Raw genomic sequence first — 18,232 nt, forward strand, 5'->3', positions numbered from 1 at the left:
GGTCGGTCAACGCCGACTGCGCCCGATCCCGCACACTTAATGCGGGCGAGCGATACTGCCGTTGAACAGGTTGTAGTGTTGTTTCGGCAGCTTGGTGGGCGCCTCAAAGTACACGTATAAGATGCCATCCTGTTCTTTAGTCGCGCGGACCTCCAGTAGCGTATTCGGTGTGATAGCGATATGGTCAGGTAATGTATCTGTCGACAGGTTTTTCTTGGAAATTGATTCGTCGAATACATAAATCACGGGCGTCTGGCCTTCTGGGGGAACAATATTTTCTGCCCATGTTTCCCATTCTTTTGCGTTGACGGGTTGAGTGGAGGCCGATTGCACGCCTGGATCGCTGAACACTTTGCCAACACCGCTTTTCAGTTTGCTGGTACCGTCTGATGTGACAAACGCATAGCGATATCCTTTGCCGCTGTAATCTGCTTGTGCATCCAAGTCTGATAGAAATTCCTTAACGTTCGGCGAACAGTGGCTTGGGTCTGTTTTCGTGCGCAGTTCACTATTTATTTCATCCGACCCGGCTTCGGTATATTCCTCGATACTTTCATAGTTTTCGGCTTTGGAGTTTTGTATCAGGCGTGTCATTTCATTGAGTGCTTGTTCACGCTCGGCAGTGCTGAATGTACGCTTGTCTTGGTTGATTTGTTTGATGGCCTCTTTCAGGTTTCTTTTTGCCAGCGCGGTGTTGGATTCCCATGGAAGCGTTATGCCTTCCGGCGCTTTGATAGGTACCCAGTCACTTTTGTTGGTTTGACTTGCAAACAGCACTTGCTCGCGTGTCTCTGGATCAATGATCTGCACATAGCGGTCGCTTGGTTTGAACGTGCTCTTGATTTCATACACGCTGGACTCAGCTGTTGAGTCGGGATACCGAATGAACCAACGGTCTGTCCCTGCGCCATCTTTGACCTGATAGATACCATGGGCGTTGTGCGCTGCTCCTTCAATCAACTGTTCGCCGTTCGGTACAGCATGCTCACTGATATCAAAGGCTTCTGGCGCCAAGATATCTGTGGTTCGGGGGATGACCTGCGGCGCCTGTATTTGGGGTTCAGGCGCTGCCGCCTCAGGAGTGCTTTCGGTGATTGCCGTTTCGACGGTTTCTGCGCCCTTGCCAAGCGGGGATGCGCCGCCGGTAATCCCCGGCACGGCGTTGAGCACGCCAAACACGAGCCGATCTGTTCCGCTTGACTTGCCATGGGTCAGATCATCAATGCCGACACCCACCTGCGTAAGACCCGCGCCCACGTAGATCACGTCCAGTGCTACGCCAACCTCCGGCATTACAAACGCCAGGGGCGTCATCATCAGTGCTGCGGCGGTAGCGGTCTCTGTCACTTTGATTACGGTTGCTTTGGTGACATCGCCGTCAGTGGTGATGTCGTGATCGGCGTCGGCATAGGAACGCTCTTTCTGGCGTTGGGTGAGGGTCTTGAAGGGGCCGCCGTTGACAGGCTCCAGGGTAATGTAACGCTGTGGGTCCCAGGCGCTGAAACCGGTGAAGCCCAGCCAGTTTGGTTTTTGTGATTCGGTCCAGCCCCCCAGGCCTTTCAGGGATTGCTCTACACCGTCGGAAAAAAAACCGTTGTCCTGATCGTTTCCTTTGAAATGAATAAGCAAGGCTGCCCGCTTGACCGGATCCGCAGCCTGATCCGCCAGCCAGGTCTTCATCTCTTCGGGGCTGTCGAATCGCTGGATGGGCGAGGAGTTGCCAGGGATATGCAGGAGGGTGGTTCTTATCTCTTTACCTTCTGCATCAAGGCGGACTTTTTTATCGATGACGTACAGCAAGTCAGTGGACTGGTTGCCGTTGATAGAGAGTAAGCCAACCTCAAGGCTCGGGTCCCTGGTATAGGTGGCTTCCAGGTTTTTCACGCTGGTTTCCAGCCAAGGTTTGCCAGGTGGCAGCCCCGCTGCTCGCATGACCAGTTGGGCGTCTTGTTCGCTCAGGCTACCCTCTTGAGTTTGTGTATAGGCGGCTTGGGCAAACGCTATCTTGCTGAGGTGCTCATATTTCTTTTCATGGGTTGACCAAAAGTTGTCCAAGTATTCTTTGTAGGGGGCAACCAATGCGGTATCCCATACAAGATCCCGGAAATGTTGGGGCGTGAGTGGGACTTTCGACGATAAGTCAGGGGCGGAGGAAGTGCCACGAACGATATATTCGTAAGCAGGGTCTGGATCGAAAATTTGTTTTATTTTGTCGTATATAAGTATGCCGCCGATCGTAGAGTGAAGGAATATTTTAAGATGGCTTTGCGCGGGAAGTGTTTCATCTTTTTTATTGATGTCTTGTTCGTTGGCGAGCGCGGCATTGGTCAGGCTGATTTTATTGAGGATTTTACCGTTGGGCGGCGCGGGTTTGGAAAGGTCGTAGTTGGTGGTGACGATATAGGTAGTGTCAGGATCGAGTGTGAGATTAAATTTCTTATGCAACGCGCCTGCAATTATTTTCGAGGTTTCCTGAGCGGGGGTTAACATCTGCTGGGCGGCGTTTTTTACAAAACGCTCTACGTCGGTGCTGTTCTGAGGGGGAGAGACTACTGTGTAAAACTCAGTCGGACGCCCGGGCGAAGCAGGTAAGTGTTCTTGCACGTCATTGGAAAGTTTGTTTTGTGATAATGGTGGACGCAGGCGAACAAACTCTATCGAAGCGTGCAGGGTCATTTATAGTTCTCTCAATTGTCATGTTGTCAGTTGAGAGTGAATTGGTGTTTTCGTGTTTTTAAGTTCCGGGTGATATATGTCGCTTATTGTCAGGTGCCGATTGTTTTTTGCCGGGTTACGAGGATCGGGTTCCGCGACGTAGCCTCCAGGGGCATGAGGCGCCGCTGGATGGACACTGAACGATGACTGAACGATCTCCCTCAGGCTGTGCGAAGCCCTGAACCGATCGTCTATGATCGGCTCAAACGCCTGACACATTTTCTTACAGAGCCTGAACGATGAACCAGAATGCTGAGTACTCCGCGGTCAACGACGCGGTGCGTGGGCAATTCTTTCGCCGCACCTGGGCGATGATCACGCCCTATTGGCGCAGTGAAGAGAAGGGCAAGGCCTGGTTGTTGCTGGCGGTGGTGATCGGCCTGTCGCTGTTCAGCGTGGCGATTTCAGTATGGCTCAACCACTGGTACAAGGACTTTTACAACGCTCTGGAGAACAAGGACACCGCCGCCTTCTGGCAACAGATCGGCTATTTCTGCGGCATCGCCATCGTGGCCATTCTCGGCGCGGTGTACCGTCTCTATTTGACCCAGATGCTGACGATACGCTGGCGGGCGTGGTTGACCGAAAAGTATTTCGCACGGTGGCTTGGCCACAAGAATTACTACCAGCTGGAGCAGGGTGGCTACACCGATAACCCGGATCAGCGGATTTCCGAAGACCTCAACAGCTTTACTTCGAACACCTTGAGCCTTGGCCTTGGCCTGCTGCGCAATGTGGTGAGCCTGGTGTCGTTCTCGATCATCCTGTGGGGTGTTTCAGGCAGTATCGAAGTGTTCGGTATCACGGTTCCAGGCTACATGTTCTGGTGTGCCTTGGTTTACGCGGCCGTCGGCAGCTGGTTGACCCATCTGATCGGTCGCCGTTTGATCAGCTTGAGCAACCAACAACAACGTTTCGAAGCGGACCTGCGTTTCTCTATGGTGCGGGTACGGGAGAACGCCGAGAGTATCGCCCTGTACAACGGTGAGCCCAACGAGAATCAGCGTTTGAGTGCGCGGTTCGGGAAGGTCTGGCGCAACTACTGGGACATCATGAAGGTGTCCAAGCGCCTGACGTTTTTCACCGCTGGCTACGAACAGATTGCCACTGTGTTTGCGTTTATCGTGGCCGCTCCGCGATACTTCTCCGGCAAAATCGAGTTGGGCGAGCTGATGCAAATCAACTCAGCGTTCGGCAACGTGCAGGGCAACTTCAGCTGGTTTATCAGCGCGTACTCGGACCTGGCGGGTTGGCGCGCGACCAGTGACCGTCTACTGAGCTTTCAGCAGGCGATGCGTGACAATGAGCAACGCCCAGCGGCTATCGATGTAAGTGCCGAGGGCGAACGGTTGGTGGTGCAGGGGTTGGGCATGGACCTGGTTGATGGTCGCCACCTGCTCACCAACGCCGATATGGTCGTTGAACCGGGCCAGCGCGTCATGCTCAGCGGCCGTTCCGGCAGCGGCAAAAGTACCTTGCTGCGTGCGATGGGGCATCTCTGGCCTGCGGGGCACGGCAGCATTCGGTTACCGGCCAAACGGTATCTGTTCCTGCCGCAAAAACCTTACCTGCCGATTGGCACGCTAAAGGCGGTGTTGAGTTATCCACAGGATGACAGCGTCTACCCGGCAGAACGTTATGCACAGGTCCTGGAAACCTGCCGCCTGCCGCATCTGGTTGGCCGGCTGGAGGAAGCCAATCACTGGCAACGCATGCTCTCGCCGGGCGAACAGCAACGCCTGGCCTTCGCCCGCGCGTTGCTGTTCGCGCCGCAATGGCTGTACATGGACGAAGCCACGTCGGCCATGGATGAAGAGGATGAAGCGACGCTGTATCAGGTGCTGATCGATCAGTTGCCGGGGCTGAGCATCGTCAGCGTCGGCCATCGCAGCAGCCTCAAGCGTTTCCATGGGCGGCATGTGCGGATTGAGGGGGGGATGTTGCAAGAACAGCCGATGGCCTGACGAGGTCCTTGTAGGAGCCGGCTTGCCGGCGATAGCGGTAGATAGGGCAGAAAATCGGTTGCCTGACACGCCGCCATCGCCGGCAAGCCGGCTCCTACAGTAGGGCGGTGGTGTATGAGGGATCGTGACCCAACAAAAAGCCCGGCTGATCATCGATCAGCCGGGCTTTTTAGTGTTTGAGGATCAGTTACTTCTTCAAACCGTAATGCTCATCCAGCATGCCTGGGGCGTTCGGCGTTTTTGGCGCGTAGTCCCGTGGTGGCTCCTGGTTTTCCCGTGGCGGGGTCAGGCGTTCCCGTGGGGTTTGCGGTGCATCGGAATGCAACGCGGCCAGCAGGCGCTGGCGGGTGATGTCGTCGAGGGCCAGGCGGTTTGCGCCATCGGCGAGGTGATCCTGTACTTCCTGGTAGCTCTGGGTGAGCTTCTTGACCAGGGTCGCGGTGCTGTTGAAGTGGGTAACAACCTCGTTCTGATAACTGTCAAAACGTTCCTGAATGTCATCCAGCTGACGCTGCGTGCGGTTAGGCGCGGCATTCGGCAGCAAGCGAGCAACCAGGAAACCAATGGCGACACCGGCAACCAGGGCAAGAGTCGGCAACAACCAAACTAAGAGCGAGTGTTCCACGAGTCCTTCCTCTATAAACGGCTTTGCTTTACGTTAACGGCTCAAACCTGCGCTGTATACCGCGATTAAGCTCGCAATGATGCCATGCACAGACTTTTAGCTAGACGAGTCGACCCATTGAGAGGTCACGGAGTTCATCTCTTGCTCATGCGTGAAACCCCTGTTTTGATCGATGGCCCGGTAGGCCAATTGGAAGCCCTGTACCTGGATCACCCCGAGCCACGTGGCCTGGCGCTGATCTGCCACCCCAACCCGGTGCAGGGTGGGACCATGCTCAATAAAGTGGTATCGACCCTGCAACGCACCGCCCGCGATGCCGGTTTGATTACCTTGCGTTTCAATTACCGTGGCGTTGGCGCGAGTGCCGGCACCCACGACATGAGCACCGGTGAAGTGGACGATGCCGAGGCGGCCGCTACCTGGCTGCGGGAAAAACACCCGGACTTGCCGATCACCTTGCTCGGCTTTTCCTTCGGTGGCTACGTGGCGGCCAGCCTCGGTGGGCGCCTGGAAGCCAAGGGCGAAAAACTGTCACATCTGTTCATGGTTGCCGCAGCGGTGATGCGCCTGCGCGATACCGATGTGCTGCCGCAGGGCTGCCCATTGACCCTGATCCAGCCGGAAACCGACGAAGTGGTCGACCCACAGACCGTCTACGACTGGTCCGCGGCCTTGAATCGCCCCCATGAGCTGCTGAAAGTGGCAGAATGCGGACACTTTTTTCACGGCAAGCTCACCGATCTGAAGGATCTGGTGCTGCCGCGCCTCTCGAATTGATAGCAGTCTGATAAGCGATTACCCATGACGACTCGTACCCGTATCCTCACCGGCATCACCACCACCGGCACGCCGCACCTGGGCAACTACGCCGGTGCGATCCGCCCGGCGATCCTCGCCAGCCAGGACGCCAATGCCGACTCTTTCTACTTTCTGGCCGACTACCACGCCCTGATCAAGTGCGATGACCCGCAGCGCATCCAGCGCTCGCGCATGGAAATCGCCGCGACCTGGCTGGCCGGTGGCCTGGATGTGAACCGGGTGACCTTCTACCGCCAGTCGGACATCCCGGAAATCCCCGAGCTGACCTGGCTCCTCACCTGCGTGGCTGCCAAGGGCCTGCTCAACCGCGCCCATGCGTACAAGGCCTCGGTGGACAAGAACGTGGAAGCCGGCGAAGACCCGGATGCGGGCATCAGCATGGGCCTGTACAGCTACCCGGTGCTGATGGCGGCGGACATCCTGATGTTCAACGCACACAAGGTGCCGGTCGGTCGCGACCAGATCCAGCACGTGGAAATGGCCCGCGATATCGGCCAGCGTTTCAACCATCTGTTCGGCAACGGTAAAGAATTCTTCACCATGCCCGAGGCGCTGATCGAAGAAAGCGTCGCGACCTTGCCGGGCCTGGATGGTCGCAAGATGTCGAAAAGCTACGACAACACCATCCCGTTGTTCACCAGCGCCAAGGACATGAAGGACGCGATTTCTCGCATCGTCACCGACTCCCGCGCGCCGGGCGAAGCCAAGGACCCGGACAATTCGCACTTGTTTACCCTGTACCAGGCGTTTGCCAGCAAGGCCCAGGAAGAAGAATTCCGCGCCGAACTGCTGCAAGGGCTGGGCTGGGGCGAGGCGAAGAACCGTCTGTTCCAACTGCTGGATGGCCAATTGGGCGAGGCCCGCGAGCGTTACCATCAATTGATGTCGCGTCCGTCGGACATGGAAGACCTGCTGCTGGTCGGTGCCAACAAGGCCCGTGCCGTGGCGGCGCCGTTCCTGGCCGAGCTGCGTGAGGCGGTGGGCCTGCGTTCGTTCGTCAATCAAGCCGCAGCGCCAGTCGCGACCAAGAAGAAAGCCGCAAAAGCCGCGCGCTTCGTGAGCTTTCGCGAGGACGACGGCAGCTTCCGCTTCCGCCTGCTGGCGGCCGATGGCGAGCAACTGCTGCTGTCGCGCAGTTTTGTTGATGGAAAAATGGCAGGTACTTTTACCAAGCTCCTCCAGTCGGGTAAGCCGATGGAAGTGCGCGTCGAAGGCTTGAGCTTTAGCGTATGGCTCAATAACACTGCCGTCGCTGACAGCCCGCAGTTCGCCGACGCCGCTTCCCGCGATGCGGCCATCGAAGCCCTGCGCATCGCGTTGACCCCCCTCGAGGATTAACCCGACCAAGGGTTGATTGCCATTATCCAGGGCCGTCGTTACAGTGACGGCCCGTTTTTGTTGCCTTGCTAACGAAATTATGACGCCCCTAGAACGATATCAAGCTGATCTGAAACGCCCTGAATTCTTCCATGACGCGGCCCAGGAAAATGCGGTGCGTCATTTGCAGCGCCTGTACGACGACCTGCTCGCGGCCTCGCAAAGCAAGCCAGGGATGTTCAGCAAGCTGTTTGGCAAGAAAGACCACACGCCGGTCAAAGGCCTGTACTTCTGGGGCGGTGTGGGGCGTGGCAAGACTTACCTGGTCGACACTTTCTTCGAAGCGCTGCCATTCAAGGAAAAGGTTCGGACGCACTTCCACCGCTTCATGAAGCGCGTGCACGAAGAGATGAAGACCCTGCCGGGCGAGAAAAACCCGCTGACCATCATCGCCAAGCGTTTCTCCGAAGAGGCGCGGGTGATCTGCTTCGATGAATTCTTCGTTTCCGACATCACCGACGCCATGATCCTCGGCACCCTGATGGAAGAGCTGTTCAAGAACGGTGTGACCCTGGTCGCCACCTCGAACATCGTGCCCGACGGTTTGTACAAGGATGGCCTGCAACGCGCGCGTTTCCTGCCGGCCATCGCGCTGATCAAGCAGAACACCGAAATCGTCAACGTCGACAGTGGCGTCGACTACCGTCTGCGCCATCTGGAGCAAGCGGAGCTGTTCCACTTCCCGCTGAACGAAGCGGCCCACGAAAGCCTGAAAAAGAGCTTCCGCGCCCTCACGCCGGAATGCACCCAGGCGGTGGAAAACGACAAGCTGATGATCGAGAACCGCGAAATCATCGCGTTGCGTACTTGCGATGATGTGGCCTGGTTCGAATTCCGCCAACTGTGCGACGGCCCGCGTAGCCAGAACGACTACATCGAGCTGGGCAAAATCTTCCACGCGGTGATCTTGAGCGGTGTGGAACAGATGAGCGTCACCACCGACGACATAGCGCGACGTTTCATCAACATGGTCGACGAGTTCTACGACCGTAACGTGAAGCTGATCATCTCGGCGGAAGTCGAGTTGAAGGACCTGTACACCGGCGGGCGCCTGAACTTCGAGTTCCAGCGCACATTGAGCCGCTTGCTGGAAATGCAGTCCCACGAATTCCTGTCGCGCGGTCACAAGCCTTAAGCACTGCCTCACTGTAGGAGCGAGCTTGCTCGCGAAGATCGTTAACGATGACACGGGGAATCTGATTCCCCGCGTTGCCCTTGAGTTCTTCGCGAGCAAGCTCGCTCCTACAGGGGTGTTTCAGGCGGCCTGCTGGAATTGCTGGCGATACTGGTTCGGCGACAACTCCGTGTGCTGCCGGAACAACCGCGCAAAGAAACTCGCATCGTCATACCCCACCTCATAACTGATGGTCTTGATGCTCTTGCGGCTGCCCGAGAGCAATCCCTTGGCCGTCTCGATACGCAGGCGTTGCAGGTAATGCAGCGGCTTGTCACCGGTAGCGGTCTGGAAGCGGCGCATGAAGTTGCGGATGCTCATGCCGTGTTCCCGGGCCACATCTTCGAAGCGGAACTTGTCGGCGAAGTGCTCCTCCAGCCAATGCTGGATCTGCAGGATGATCACATCCTGGTGCAGCTTCTGTCCGCCAAACCCGATGCGACCCGGTGAATAGCTGCGCTGCACCTCGTAGAGGATGTCGCGGGCCACGGCCTGGGCGATGTTGGCGCCGCAGAAGCGTTCGATCAGGTAGATATAGAGGTCGCACGCCGAAGTGGTGCCGCCGGCGCAATACAGGTTGTCAGCGTCGGTAAGGTGTTTGTCCTGGTTGAGCTGAACCTTGGGGAAGCGTTCGCTGAAGGCATTGAAGAAACGCCAGTAGGTGGTCGCTTCCTTGCCATCGAGCAAGCCGGCTTCGGCCAGCCAGAACACCCCGGTGGCTTCGCCGCACAACACGGCGCCGCGTGCATGTTGCTCACGCAACCATGGCAGCACTTGTGGGTAGCGAGTGCACAAGGCGTCGAAGTCATCCCAGAAGGCCGGTAGCACGATGATGTCGGCGTCTTCCAGGCCGCCGTCCACCGGCATGATCACATCGCTGAAGCTGCGTACCGATTGCCCGTCGGGGCTGACCAGGCGCGTTTCAAACGCGGGGGTCAGGCCCAGGCCTTGTTGCTTGCCGTAACGCAGGCTGGCGAGGTGGAAGAAATCCTTGGCTTGCATGAGGGTTGAAGCGAACACCCGATCAATGGCCAAAATGCTGACGCGCCGCAACGGCGTGGAGATTTGGTTAGACATAATTTCATTTATTCTTATAGGGGAAAGTGGTCACCAGACGGCTGGATCGTCTTATTTTTTGTCGCATGTGTCCAGTGTCCCGTGCTGCCTTCGCGGCATAGTCTCTGTGGGCTCGTCCTTGTCCGACAATCCACGCAGGTGACCCATGATTCCCAGAACCTTGTTCAGCCCGGAACACGAACTCTTCCGCGAGAGCGTGCGCACCTTCCTCGAAAAAGACGCCGTGCCGTTCCATGGGCAATGGGAGAAACAGGGCTACATCGACCGTGGTTTGTGGACCAAGGCAGGGGAGGCGGGGATGCTGTGCTCCCACCTGCCAGAAGAATATGGCGGGCTGGGCGCGGACTTTTTGTACAGCGCGGTGGTGATCGAGGAGATCAGCCGGCTGGGGCTGACCGGCATCGGTTTTTCACTGCATTCGGATATTGTTGCGCCATATATCCTGCATTACGGCAGTGAGGCGTTGAAACACAAATACCTGCCCAAGCTGATCTCCGGTGAGATGGTCACGGCCATTGCCATGACCGAGCCGGGCGCTGGTTCCGATCTGCAGGGGGTGAAGACCACCGCAGTGCTGGACGGTGATGAGTACGTGATCAACGGCTCCAAGACCTTCATCACCAACGGTTACCTGGCTGAGCTGGTGATCGTCGTCGCCAAGACCGATCCCAAGGCCGGCGCCAAGGGCACCAGCCTGTTCCTCGTGGAAGCCGACACGCCGGGCTTCGACAAGGGCAAGCGCTTGGAGAAGGTCGGCATGAAAGCCCAGGACACATCAGAGCTGTTCTTCCAGGATGTGCGGGTGCCCAAGGAAAACCTGTTGGGCCAAGCGGGGGCGGGCTTCGCGTATCTGATGCAGGAGTTGCCTCAGGAGCGGCTGACGGTTGCGATCGGGGCGCTGTCATCCGCCGAGGCGGCGCTGGAATGGACCCTGGAATACACCCGAGAGCGCAAGGCGTTTGGCAAGGCGATTGCGGACTTCCAAAACACCCGCTTCAAGCTGGCGGAGATGGCCACCGAGATTCAGATCGGCCGCGTATTCGTCGACAAATGCATGGCGCTTCATCTGGAAGGCAAGCTGGATGTGCCCACGGCGGCGATGGCCAAGTACTGGGCCACGGACCTGCAATGCAAGGTGCTCGATGAGTGCGTGCAGTTGCACGGCGGCTACGGTTTTATGTGGGAATACCCGATTGCACGGGCGTGGGCGGATGCGCGGGTGCAGCGCATTTATGCGGGGACCAATGAGATCATGAAGGAGATTATTGCGCGGGCGCTTTGATCCAGGGTACGGCTGATGACGCCATCGCCGGCAAGCCGGCTCCTACATTGGCAACGCATTCCCCTGTAGGAGCCGGCTTGCCGGCGATAGCTATCTAAAGATCAATCAAGGCGCTGGATTTGGGTGATCCTTCTGAATCGCCTCAATCCCTTCCAATACCTCTTTCGACAGTTTCAGATCCGCACTGGCAATGTTGCTATCCAGTTGCTCCAGCGACGTAGCGCCAATGATATTGCTGGTCACAAACGGCTGCTGCGTTACAAACGCCAATGCCATCTGCGCCGGGTCCAGGCCGTGCTCCCGTGCCAACGCCACATAACGGCTGCACGCCGCTTCCGACTGCGGGTTGAAGTAGCGGCTGAAGCGGCTGTATTCGGTCAGCCGCGCCTTGGCTGGGCGTGCGCCGTTTTCATACTTGCCGCTGAGCATGCCGAACGCCAGTGGCGAATACGCCAGCAAACCGCACTGTTCACGGATTGCAACTTCCGCCAGGCCGACTTCAAAGCTGCGGTTGAGCAGGTTGTAGGGGTTCTGGATCGACACCGCGCGGGTCCAGCCACGGGCTTCAGCCAGGGCCAGGAATTTCATGGTGCCCCACGGCGTTTCGTTGGACAGGCCGATGTGGCGGATTTTGCCGGCCTTCACTTGCTCGTCCAGCGCTTCGAGGGTTTCTTCCAGCGGGGTGAGGTCGTCTTCGTCCTTGTGCTTGTAGCTCAGTTGGCCGAAGAAGTTGGTGCTGCGTTCCGGCCAATGCAGTTGGTAGAGGTCGATCCAGTCGGTCTGCAGGCGTTTGAGGCTGGCATCCAGGGCGTCGACGATGTGCTTGCGGTTGTGGCGCAGGTGGCCATCGCGGATGTAGTCGATGGTGTTGCCGGGGCCGGCGATCTTGCTGGCCAGGATCCAGTCGGCGCGGTCGCCACGGCTTTTGAAGTAATTGCCGATGTAGCGCTCGGTGGTGGCATAGGTGTCGGCCTTGGGCGGCACCGGGTACATTTCGGCCGTGTCGAGGAAGTTGATCCCCGCCGCCTTGGCCCGCTCGATCTGCGCGAAGGCCTCTGCCTCGCTGTTCTGCTCGCCCCAGGTCATGGTGCCCAAGGCTATCGCGCTCACGTTCAGATCCGTACGGCCCAGCTGTCGATAATCCATCGGGTACTCCTTCAGGGAAAACAATCATAAAAGCAGGTTGAATTTTTTTTCGCAATCTGCATAATTGCCCACCTCTTTCTGCAGTGGAAGTGATGCGCCGCCTGCCGAAGAATCTTGCCGTTGAACGGACGTGCCGACCCGAGCCCCCGATAGCGTCTGTATCCGGCTGCCTTTGACTTGTCAAAGTACGCACTATTCAGTAAGATCCGCCGTCTAATTTACAGGGCGGCCCCTGAGGCTATTAAAGAATGACAACTTTTACTGCAAAACCGGAAACAGTTCAGCGCGACTGGTTTGTCGTCGACGCCGCTGGTCAGACCCTGGGTCGTCTGGCCACTGAAGTCGCCAGCCGTCTGCGTGGCAAGCACAAGCCTGAGTACACCCCTCACGTTGATACCGGTGACTACATTGTCATCATCAACGCTGAGCAGGTTCGTGTAACCGGCAACAAAGCAAGCGACAAAATGTACTACCGTCACTCCGGTTTCCCAGGCGGTATCAAGTCTTCCAACTTCGAAGGCCTGATTGCCAAGAAGCCTGAAGCCCCGATCGAAATCGCGGTCAAAGGCATGCTGCCTAAGGGCCCACTGGGTCGCGATATGTTTCGCAAGCTGAAAGTCTATGCGGGCGCTGTACACCCTCATGCTGCTCAGCAGCCCCAAGAACTGAAGTTTTAACGGAATAGTTCATTATGTCGGCGACTCAAAATTACGGCACTGGCCGTCGCAAAACCGCAACCGCTCGCGTTTTCCTGCGTCCGGGTACTGGTAACATCTCGATCAACAACCGCTCCCTGGACAACTTCTTCGGTCGCGAAACTGCCCGCATGGTAGTTCGTCAGCCGCTGGAACTGACCGAGACCGTTGAAAAGTTCGACATCTACGTCACCGTTATCGGTGGCGGTGTAAGTGGTCAAGCTGGCGCAATCCGCCACGGTATCACTCGCGCTCTGATGCAGTACGACGAAACCCTGCGTGGCGCTCTGCGCAAAGCTGGCTTCGTGACTCGCGATGCTCGTGAAGTTGAACGTAAGAAAGTCGGTCTGCGTAAAGCGCGTAAGCGTCCGCAGTACTCGAAGCGTTAATTCGCTTTACGTTCCACAAAAACGCCCAGCCTCCTCACGGAGCTGGGCGTTTTTTATTGCCTTCGATTTATACATAAAAATCGCCGTGACAACTTGCCACATCCGTAGACCCCCTATACTACAAGGCCTGGAGGCTGAGCTCCGGGCAATTCCCTTGTCAGACGTGGGGCTTTTCATTACCATTCGGCAAAATTTTTATAAGTAAAGATTCAACACTTAGTAGACGCCTGATTTAACAGGCCAAAAAGCTGATGGGAGAGGACTGAATGAGCAATGACGGCGTGAATGCAGGCCGGCGTCGCTTCTTGGTAGCAGCCACATCCGTGGTGGGTGCTGCAGGAGCGGTGGGGGCTGCGGTCCCGTTCGTGGGGTCATGGTTTCCCAGTGCCAAGGCGAAAGCCGCAGGTGCACCGGTGAAGGTGAATATCAGCAAGATCGAGCCAGGGCAGCAGATGATTGCTGAATGGCGCGGCCAGCCGGTCTTCATTGTTCGTCGTACTGAGGAAATCCTGGGGAATCTCAAAAAGATTGAAGGCCAGTTGTCTGACCCCAAATCCGAGAAGTCCGACCAACCCGCCTACGCCAAGAACGAAGTGCGTTCGATCAAGCCAGAGATCCTGCTGCTGGTCGGTCTCTGTACCCACTTGGGTTGCTCGCCTACCTTCCGCCCGGAAGTGGCCCCTGTCGATCTGGGCAAGGATTGGGTCGGCGGTTATTTTTGCCCGTGCCACGGCTCGCACTACGACCTTGCTGGCCGCGTCTACAAGTCCCAGCCTGCTCCTTTGAACCTGCCGGTTCCTCCGCACACCTACGAAACTGACGACCTCATTGTCATTGGCCTCGATAAGGAGAACGCGTGATGAGCAAGTTCATGGATTGGGTGGATGCGCGCTTCCCCGCCACTAAAATGTGGGAAGACCATCTCAGCAAATATTACGCGCCGAAAAACTTCAACTTCTTCTACTTCTTCGGCTCCCTGGCATTGCTGGTGCTGGTCAACCAGATCGTCACCGGCGTGTGGTTGACGATGAGCTACACCCCGTCGGCGGAAGAGGCGTTTGCGTCCGTCGAGTACATCATGCGTGACGTCGAGTACGGCTCGATCCTGCGCCTGCTTCACTCCACCGGCGCGTCAGCGTTCTTTATCGTCGTCTATATGCACATGTTCCGTGGCCTGCTCTACGGCTCGTACCAGAAGCCTCGCGAGCTGGTGTGGGTGTTCGGCATGCTGATCTACCTGGCGCTGATGGCCGAAGCCTTCATGGGTTACCTGCTGCCGTGGGGCCAGATGTCGTACTGGGGCGCCCAGGTGATCATCTCGCTGTTCGGTGCCATTCCGGTGATCGGCAACGACCTGACCCAGTGGATCCGTGGTGACTACCTGATCTCGGGCATCACCCTGAACCGCTTCTTCGCCCTGCACGTGGTGGCCTTGCCGATCGTGATCCTGGGCTTGGTGGTGCTGCACATCCTGGCGCTGCATGAAGTGGGTTCCAACAACCCGGATGGCGTGGACATCAAGAAGCACAAGGACGAAAACGGCATCCCGCTGGATGGCATTCCGTTCCACCCTTACTACACCGTGAAAGACATTGTCGGCGTGGTGGTGTTCTTGTTCGTGTTCTGCTCGATCGTGTTCTTTTTCCCGGAGATGGGCGGGTATTTCCTGGAGAAGCCTAACTTCGAACAGGCCAACGCCTTCAAGACACCTGAGCACATTGCCCCAGTCTGGTACTTCACGCCGTTCTACGCGATCTTGCGGGCGATCCCCGACAAACTCATGGGCGTGATCGCCATGGGCGCGGCCATCGCGGTGCTGTTCGTGCTGCCTTGGCTTGACCGAAGCCCGGTCAAGTCCATGCGCTACAAGGGCTGGCTGAGCAAGATCTGGCTGTGGGTGTTCTGCATCTCCTTCGTGATCCTGGGCGTACTCGGTGTATTGGCGCCGACCCCAGAGCGCACGTTGCTGTCGCAGGTCTGCACCTTCCTGTACTTCGCCTACTTCATTCTGATGCCGTTCTACACCCGGCTCGAGAAGACCAAACCGGTTCCGGAAAGGGTGACTGGCTGATGAAAAAGTTATTCGTTGCATTGATGCTTGCGGCCTTGCCGCTACTGTCCTTCGCTGCCGAGCACGGCGGACCGGAACTGGAAAAAGTCGATATCGACGTGTCCGACAAGGCTGCCATGCAGGATGGCGCACGCACCTTCGCCAACTACTGCATGGGCTGTCACAGCGCCAAGTTCCAGCGTTACGAACGGGTTGCCGATGACCTCGGCATCCCCCATGAAATGATGCTGGAGAAGCTGGTGTTCACCGGCGCCAAGATCGGCGACCACATGACCATAGGCATGAAGCCTGCGGACGCCAAGACCTGGTTCGGCGCAGCACCGCCAGACTTGACCCTGGTGGCTCGTGTACGCGGCACCGACTGGCTCTACGGCTACCTGAAATCCTTCTACGAAGACCCGGCGCGTCCGTATGGCGTGAACAACCGTGTGTTCCCGAACGTCGGCATGCCTAACGTTCTGGTCGGCCTGCAAGGCAAGCAAGTGGTAGGATGCAAGCAGATCCAGGTCGTTGAAGACGGCAAGAAGCAATACGATCCGTTGACCGGCACGCCTTTGACTCATGAAGCGTGCGATCAACTGAAGATAGAAACCCCAGGTTCGTTGACAGACGAGCAGTTCGACGAGAAGGTCAAGAACCTCGTGACCTTCCTGGCCTACTCGGCCAACCCGGTCAAACTGGAGCATCAGCGCATTGGTACCTATGTGCTGCTGTACCTGGCCTTCTTCTTCGTATTCGCCTATCTGCTCAAACGCGAATACTGGAAGGATGTGCATTGATCCAACCGTAAGCAATTGCTGTTAATCTTGCGCGCCCAGCGGCATCTCTGAATACGTAGCGACCTGGTTTAACCGGTTGCTACAGGGATGCTCTCTGGGCGCGCTCGTTTTTGAGCTTTCGATAATTTCAACAAGCGAGGAGGACCGCCATGGGCGTGACCAATCGGTTGGCCTGTTACTCCGACCCCGCCGACCACTATTCCCACCGAGTGCGCATCGTGCTCGCAGAGAAGGGTGTCAGCGCCGAGATCATCAGTGTGGAGGCGGGCCGTCAGCCGCCAAAACTGATCGAAGTGAACCCTTACGGCAGCTTGCCCACCCTGGTCGATCGTGACCTGGCGCTGTGGGAGTCGACCGTGGTGATGGAATACCTGGATGAGCGTTACCCGCATCCGCCTTTGCTGCCGGTGTACCCGGTGGCGCGTGCCAACAGCCGTTTGCTGATCCATCGGATCCAGCGTGACTGGTGCGGGCTGGTGGATGTGATTCTGGATTCGCGTACAAAAGAAGCGGTTCGGGTGCAGGCGCGTAAGGAATTGCGCGAGAGCCTGACCGGCGTTTCGCCATTGTTCGCCGATAAGCCTTTTTTCCTCAGTGAGGAACAAAGCTTGGTGGATTGCTGCCTATTACCGATACTCTGGCGCTTGCCGATTCTCGGTATTGAACTGCCGCGGCCTGCCAAGCCGCTGCTTGATTACATGGAGCGCCAGTTTGCGCGTGAGGCTTTCCAGGCAAGTCTGTCTGGTGTCGAACGCGATATGCGCTAAGGCTTAAGGAGCCGCTGATGAACTCCAGTCGACCCTACCTGGTCCGCGCGCTCTATGAGTGGATTGTGGACAACGATTGCACCCCGCACATGCTGGTCAATTCCGAATTTCCTGCGGTTCAGGTACCGGAGGGTTTTGCCAGTGATGGGCAGATTGTGTTGAACGTATCGCCGAGTGCCGTGCGCCACCTGCACATGGACAACGAAGCCGTGAGCTTCGAAGGGCGTTTTGGCGGCGTGCCGCATACGCTGTTCGTGCCGATTGGCGCCATCCTCGGCATCTATGCCCGGGAGAACGGCCAAGGCATGGTGTTCGATCTGGAGTCGCCTTTCGAGGGTGACGAATCGATCGAAAACGAAGACGGCGATGATCAGCCGCCACCGGATTCCGAGCCACCGCGCCCTAGCGGCCGGCCGAGCCTGAAGGTGGTGAAATAACGCGCTTCCCTCTCGGGATGAGCTGAGAAAATGCCTCGACCTGTGTCGGGGTATTTTTTTGCGCGAAGGATAGGGATGAAAGTCGCGCCTGGACGGTGATCGTACAACCACCATGGGCTATGATGCGTGCTCAAGCTCACCGAGAAAGATGATCCATCATGGAAAACGCCAACACCGCCCCTCGTCTTCCCCGCAAGCGCCGCAGCCTTGCCCAGGAATTGGTCACGGTGTTGTCCGAGCAAATCCGCGACGGCCAGCTCAAGCGAGGCGACAAGTTGCCCACCGAGTCGGCGATCATGGATGCCCATGGTGTCAGCCGCACGGTGGTGCGTGAAGCCATTTCACGCTTGCAGGCGGCGGGGCAGGTCGAGACCCGTCATGGTATCGGCACCTTTGTGCTGGATACGCCAAGCCCGAGCGGTTTCCGTATCGACCCGGCCACCGTGGTGACCCTGCGTGATGTGCTGGCGATCCTGGAACTGCGGATCAGTCTGGAAGTCGAGTCTGCTGGATTGGCCGCGTTGCGCCGCAGCGATGAGCAACTGGCCGCCATGCGCGCGGCGCTCGATGCCCTGAATGAAAGCGCGGCTCACGCCGGCGATGCGGTGGCGTCCGATTTTGCATTCCACCTGGAAATTGCCCTGTCCACCGGCAACCGCTACTTCACCGACATCATGACCCACCTGGGCACCAGCATCATTCCGCGCACCCGCCTGAATTCGGCGCGCCTGGCCCATGATGACCAGCAGCACTACATGGGGCGCTTGAGTCGTGAGCATGAAGAGATTTATGAAGCGATTGCACGTCAGGACTCGGACGCGGCGCGGGCGGCGATGCGGTTGCATTTGACCAATAGCCGGGAGCGGCTGCGCCATGCCCATGAAGAGGCAGAGCGGGCAGGCTGATCAAGCGGCC

At 57.6% G+C, this 18,232-nt stretch carries 17 protein-coding genes; 13 read left to right on the forward strand and 4 right to left on the reverse strand.

The annotated features are described in order from the left end of the window. Nucleotides 1–36: 36 nt before the first annotated feature. Nucleotides 37–2,676 carry a dermonecrotic toxin domain-containing protein gene (locus HX868_RS07040; RefSeq protein WP_177002387.1) on the reverse strand — a complete coding sequence of 880 codons (2,640 nt, stop codon included), beginning with the start codon at nucleotides 2,674–2,676 and terminating at the stop codon, nucleotides 37–39. 278 nt (nucleotides 2,677–2,954) lie between these two features. On the opposite strand from HX868_RS07040, the gene HX868_RS07045 reads away from it, so the two are divergent. Beyond that, nucleotides 2,955–4,679 carry an ABC transporter ATP-binding protein/permease gene (locus tag HX868_RS07045; protein WP_177002388.1) on the forward strand — a complete coding sequence of 575 codons (1,725 nt, stop codon included), beginning with the start codon at nucleotides 2,955–2,957 and terminating at the stop codon, nucleotides 4,677–4,679. Between the two features lie 187 nt (nucleotides 4,680–4,866). Here the strand turns inward: HX868_RS07045 and HX868_RS07050 are convergent, their stop codons facing one another. Then, on the reverse strand, nucleotides 4,867–5,304 hold the full coding sequence (locus tag HX868_RS07050; RefSeq protein ID WP_003171734.1) for a Z-ring associated ZapG family protein: 438 nt from the start codon (nucleotides 5,302–5,304) through the stop codon (nucleotides 4,867–4,869). Nucleotides 5,305–5,451: 147 nt separating this feature from the next. Between HX868_RS07050 and HX868_RS07055 the strand changes: the two genes are divergently transcribed. From HX868_RS07055 to zapE, 3 genes are all read left to right on the forward strand, one after another. Further along, nucleotides 5,452–6,081, forward strand: coding sequence for an alpha/beta hydrolase (locus HX868_RS07055; RefSeq protein WP_177002389.1), 630 nt, complete (start codon nucleotides 5,452–5,454; stop codon nucleotides 6,079–6,081). A gap of 24 nt (nucleotides 6,082–6,105) precedes the next feature. After that, complete coding sequence (locus HX868_RS07060; RefSeq protein ID WP_177002390.1) at nucleotides 6,106–7,461, forward strand: tryptophan--tRNA ligase; 1,356 nt, start codon at nucleotides 6,106–6,108, stop codon at nucleotides 7,459–7,461. Nucleotides 7,462–7,540: 79 nt separating this feature from the next. Next, nucleotides 7,541–8,635: a cell division protein ZapE gene (gene zapE, locus HX868_RS07065; RefSeq protein WP_016976236.1), complete on the forward strand. Its 1,095-nt coding sequence runs from the start codon at nucleotides 7,541–7,543 to the stop codon at nucleotides 8,633–8,635. Nucleotides 8,636–8,755: 120 nt separating this feature from the next. On the opposite strand, the gene HX868_RS07070 is transcribed toward zapE, so the two are convergent. Beyond that, on the reverse strand, nucleotides 8,756–9,676 hold the full coding sequence (locus tag HX868_RS07070) for a GlxA family transcriptional regulator (RefSeq protein ID WP_174555873.1): 921 nt from the start codon (nucleotides 9,674–9,676) through the stop codon (nucleotides 8,756–8,758). Between the two features lie 220 nt (nucleotides 9,677–9,896). On the opposite strand from HX868_RS07070, the gene HX868_RS07075 reads away from it, so the two are divergent. After that, nucleotides 9,897–11,033 (forward strand): acyl-CoA dehydrogenase family protein, encoded by a 1,137-nt coding sequence (locus tag HX868_RS07075; protein ID WP_177002391.1) that lies wholly within the window; start codon nucleotides 9,897–9,899, stop codon nucleotides 11,031–11,033. Between the two features lie 105 nt (nucleotides 11,034–11,138). Here HX868_RS07075 and HX868_RS07080 read toward each other — a convergent pair whose 3' ends face one another. Beyond that, entirely contained in the window at nucleotides 11,139–12,179 is a 1,041-nt protein-coding gene (locus HX868_RS07080; protein WP_017138269.1) for an NADP(H)-dependent aldo-keto reductase, read from the reverse strand. 248 nt (nucleotides 12,180–12,427) lie between these two features. Here HX868_RS07080 and rplM point away from each other — a divergent pair, with 248 nt between their 5' ends. The 8 genes from rplM to HX868_RS07120 all read left to right on the forward strand — a co-directional run bounded on the left by rplM (nucleotide 12,428) and on the right by HX868_RS07120 (nucleotide 18,222). Beyond that, complete coding sequence (gene rplM / locus HX868_RS07085; protein WP_003188508.1) at nucleotides 12,428–12,856, forward strand: 50S ribosomal protein L13; 429 nt, start codon at nucleotides 12,428–12,430, stop codon at nucleotides 12,854–12,856. A 14-nt stretch (nucleotides 12,857–12,870) separates the two neighbouring features. Then, nucleotides 12,871–13,263, forward strand: a complete 393-nt coding sequence (rpsI, locus tag HX868_RS07090) for a 30S ribosomal protein S9 (protein ID WP_002555064.1) — start codon at nucleotides 12,871–12,873, stop codon at nucleotides 13,261–13,263. Nucleotides 13,264–13,529: 266 nt separating this feature from the next. After that, nucleotides 13,530–14,123, forward strand: a complete 594-nt coding sequence (petA, locus tag HX868_RS07095; protein WP_016976232.1) for a ubiquinol-cytochrome c reductase iron-sulfur subunit — start codon at nucleotides 13,530–13,532, stop codon at nucleotides 14,121–14,123. After that, nucleotides 14,123–15,334 carry a cytochrome b gene (locus HX868_RS07100; protein ID WP_032877803.1) on the forward strand — a complete coding sequence of 404 codons (1,212 nt, stop codon included), beginning with the start codon at nucleotides 14,123–14,125 and terminating at the stop codon, nucleotides 15,332–15,334. Before petA ends, HX868_RS07100 begins: the two co-directional genes overlap by 1 nt. Further along, nucleotides 15,334–16,113: a cytochrome c1 gene (locus tag HX868_RS07105; RefSeq protein ID WP_010213166.1), complete on the forward strand. Its 780-nt coding sequence runs from the start codon at nucleotides 15,334–15,336 to the stop codon at nucleotides 16,111–16,113. The genes HX868_RS07100 and HX868_RS07105 overlap by 1 nt, the downstream gene beginning before the upstream one ends. Before the next feature lie 149 nt (nucleotides 16,114–16,262). After that, nucleotides 16,263–16,880: a glutathione S-transferase N-terminal domain-containing protein gene (locus tag HX868_RS07110; RefSeq protein WP_016971566.1), complete on the forward strand. Its 618-nt coding sequence runs from the start codon at nucleotides 16,263–16,265 to the stop codon at nucleotides 16,878–16,880. Nucleotides 16,881–16,897: 17 nt separating this feature from the next. Continuing rightward, nucleotides 16,898–17,317, forward strand: a complete 420-nt coding sequence (locus HX868_RS07115; protein ID WP_016976231.1) for a ClpXP protease specificity-enhancing factor — start codon at nucleotides 16,898–16,900, stop codon at nucleotides 17,315–17,317. Nucleotides 17,318–17,475: 158 nt separating this feature from the next. Continuing rightward, nucleotides 17,476–18,222, forward strand: coding sequence for a FadR/GntR family transcriptional regulator (locus HX868_RS07120; protein ID WP_177002392.1), 747 nt, complete (start codon nucleotides 17,476–17,478; stop codon nucleotides 18,220–18,222). Nucleotides 18,223–18,232 lie beyond the last annotated feature (10 nt).

The sequence above is a fragment of the Pseudomonas reactans genome (genome assembly GCF_013385825.1).
Classification (GTDB): domain Bacteria; phylum Pseudomonadota; class Gammaproteobacteria; order Pseudomonadales; family Pseudomonadaceae; genus Aquipseudomonas; species Aquipseudomonas reactans.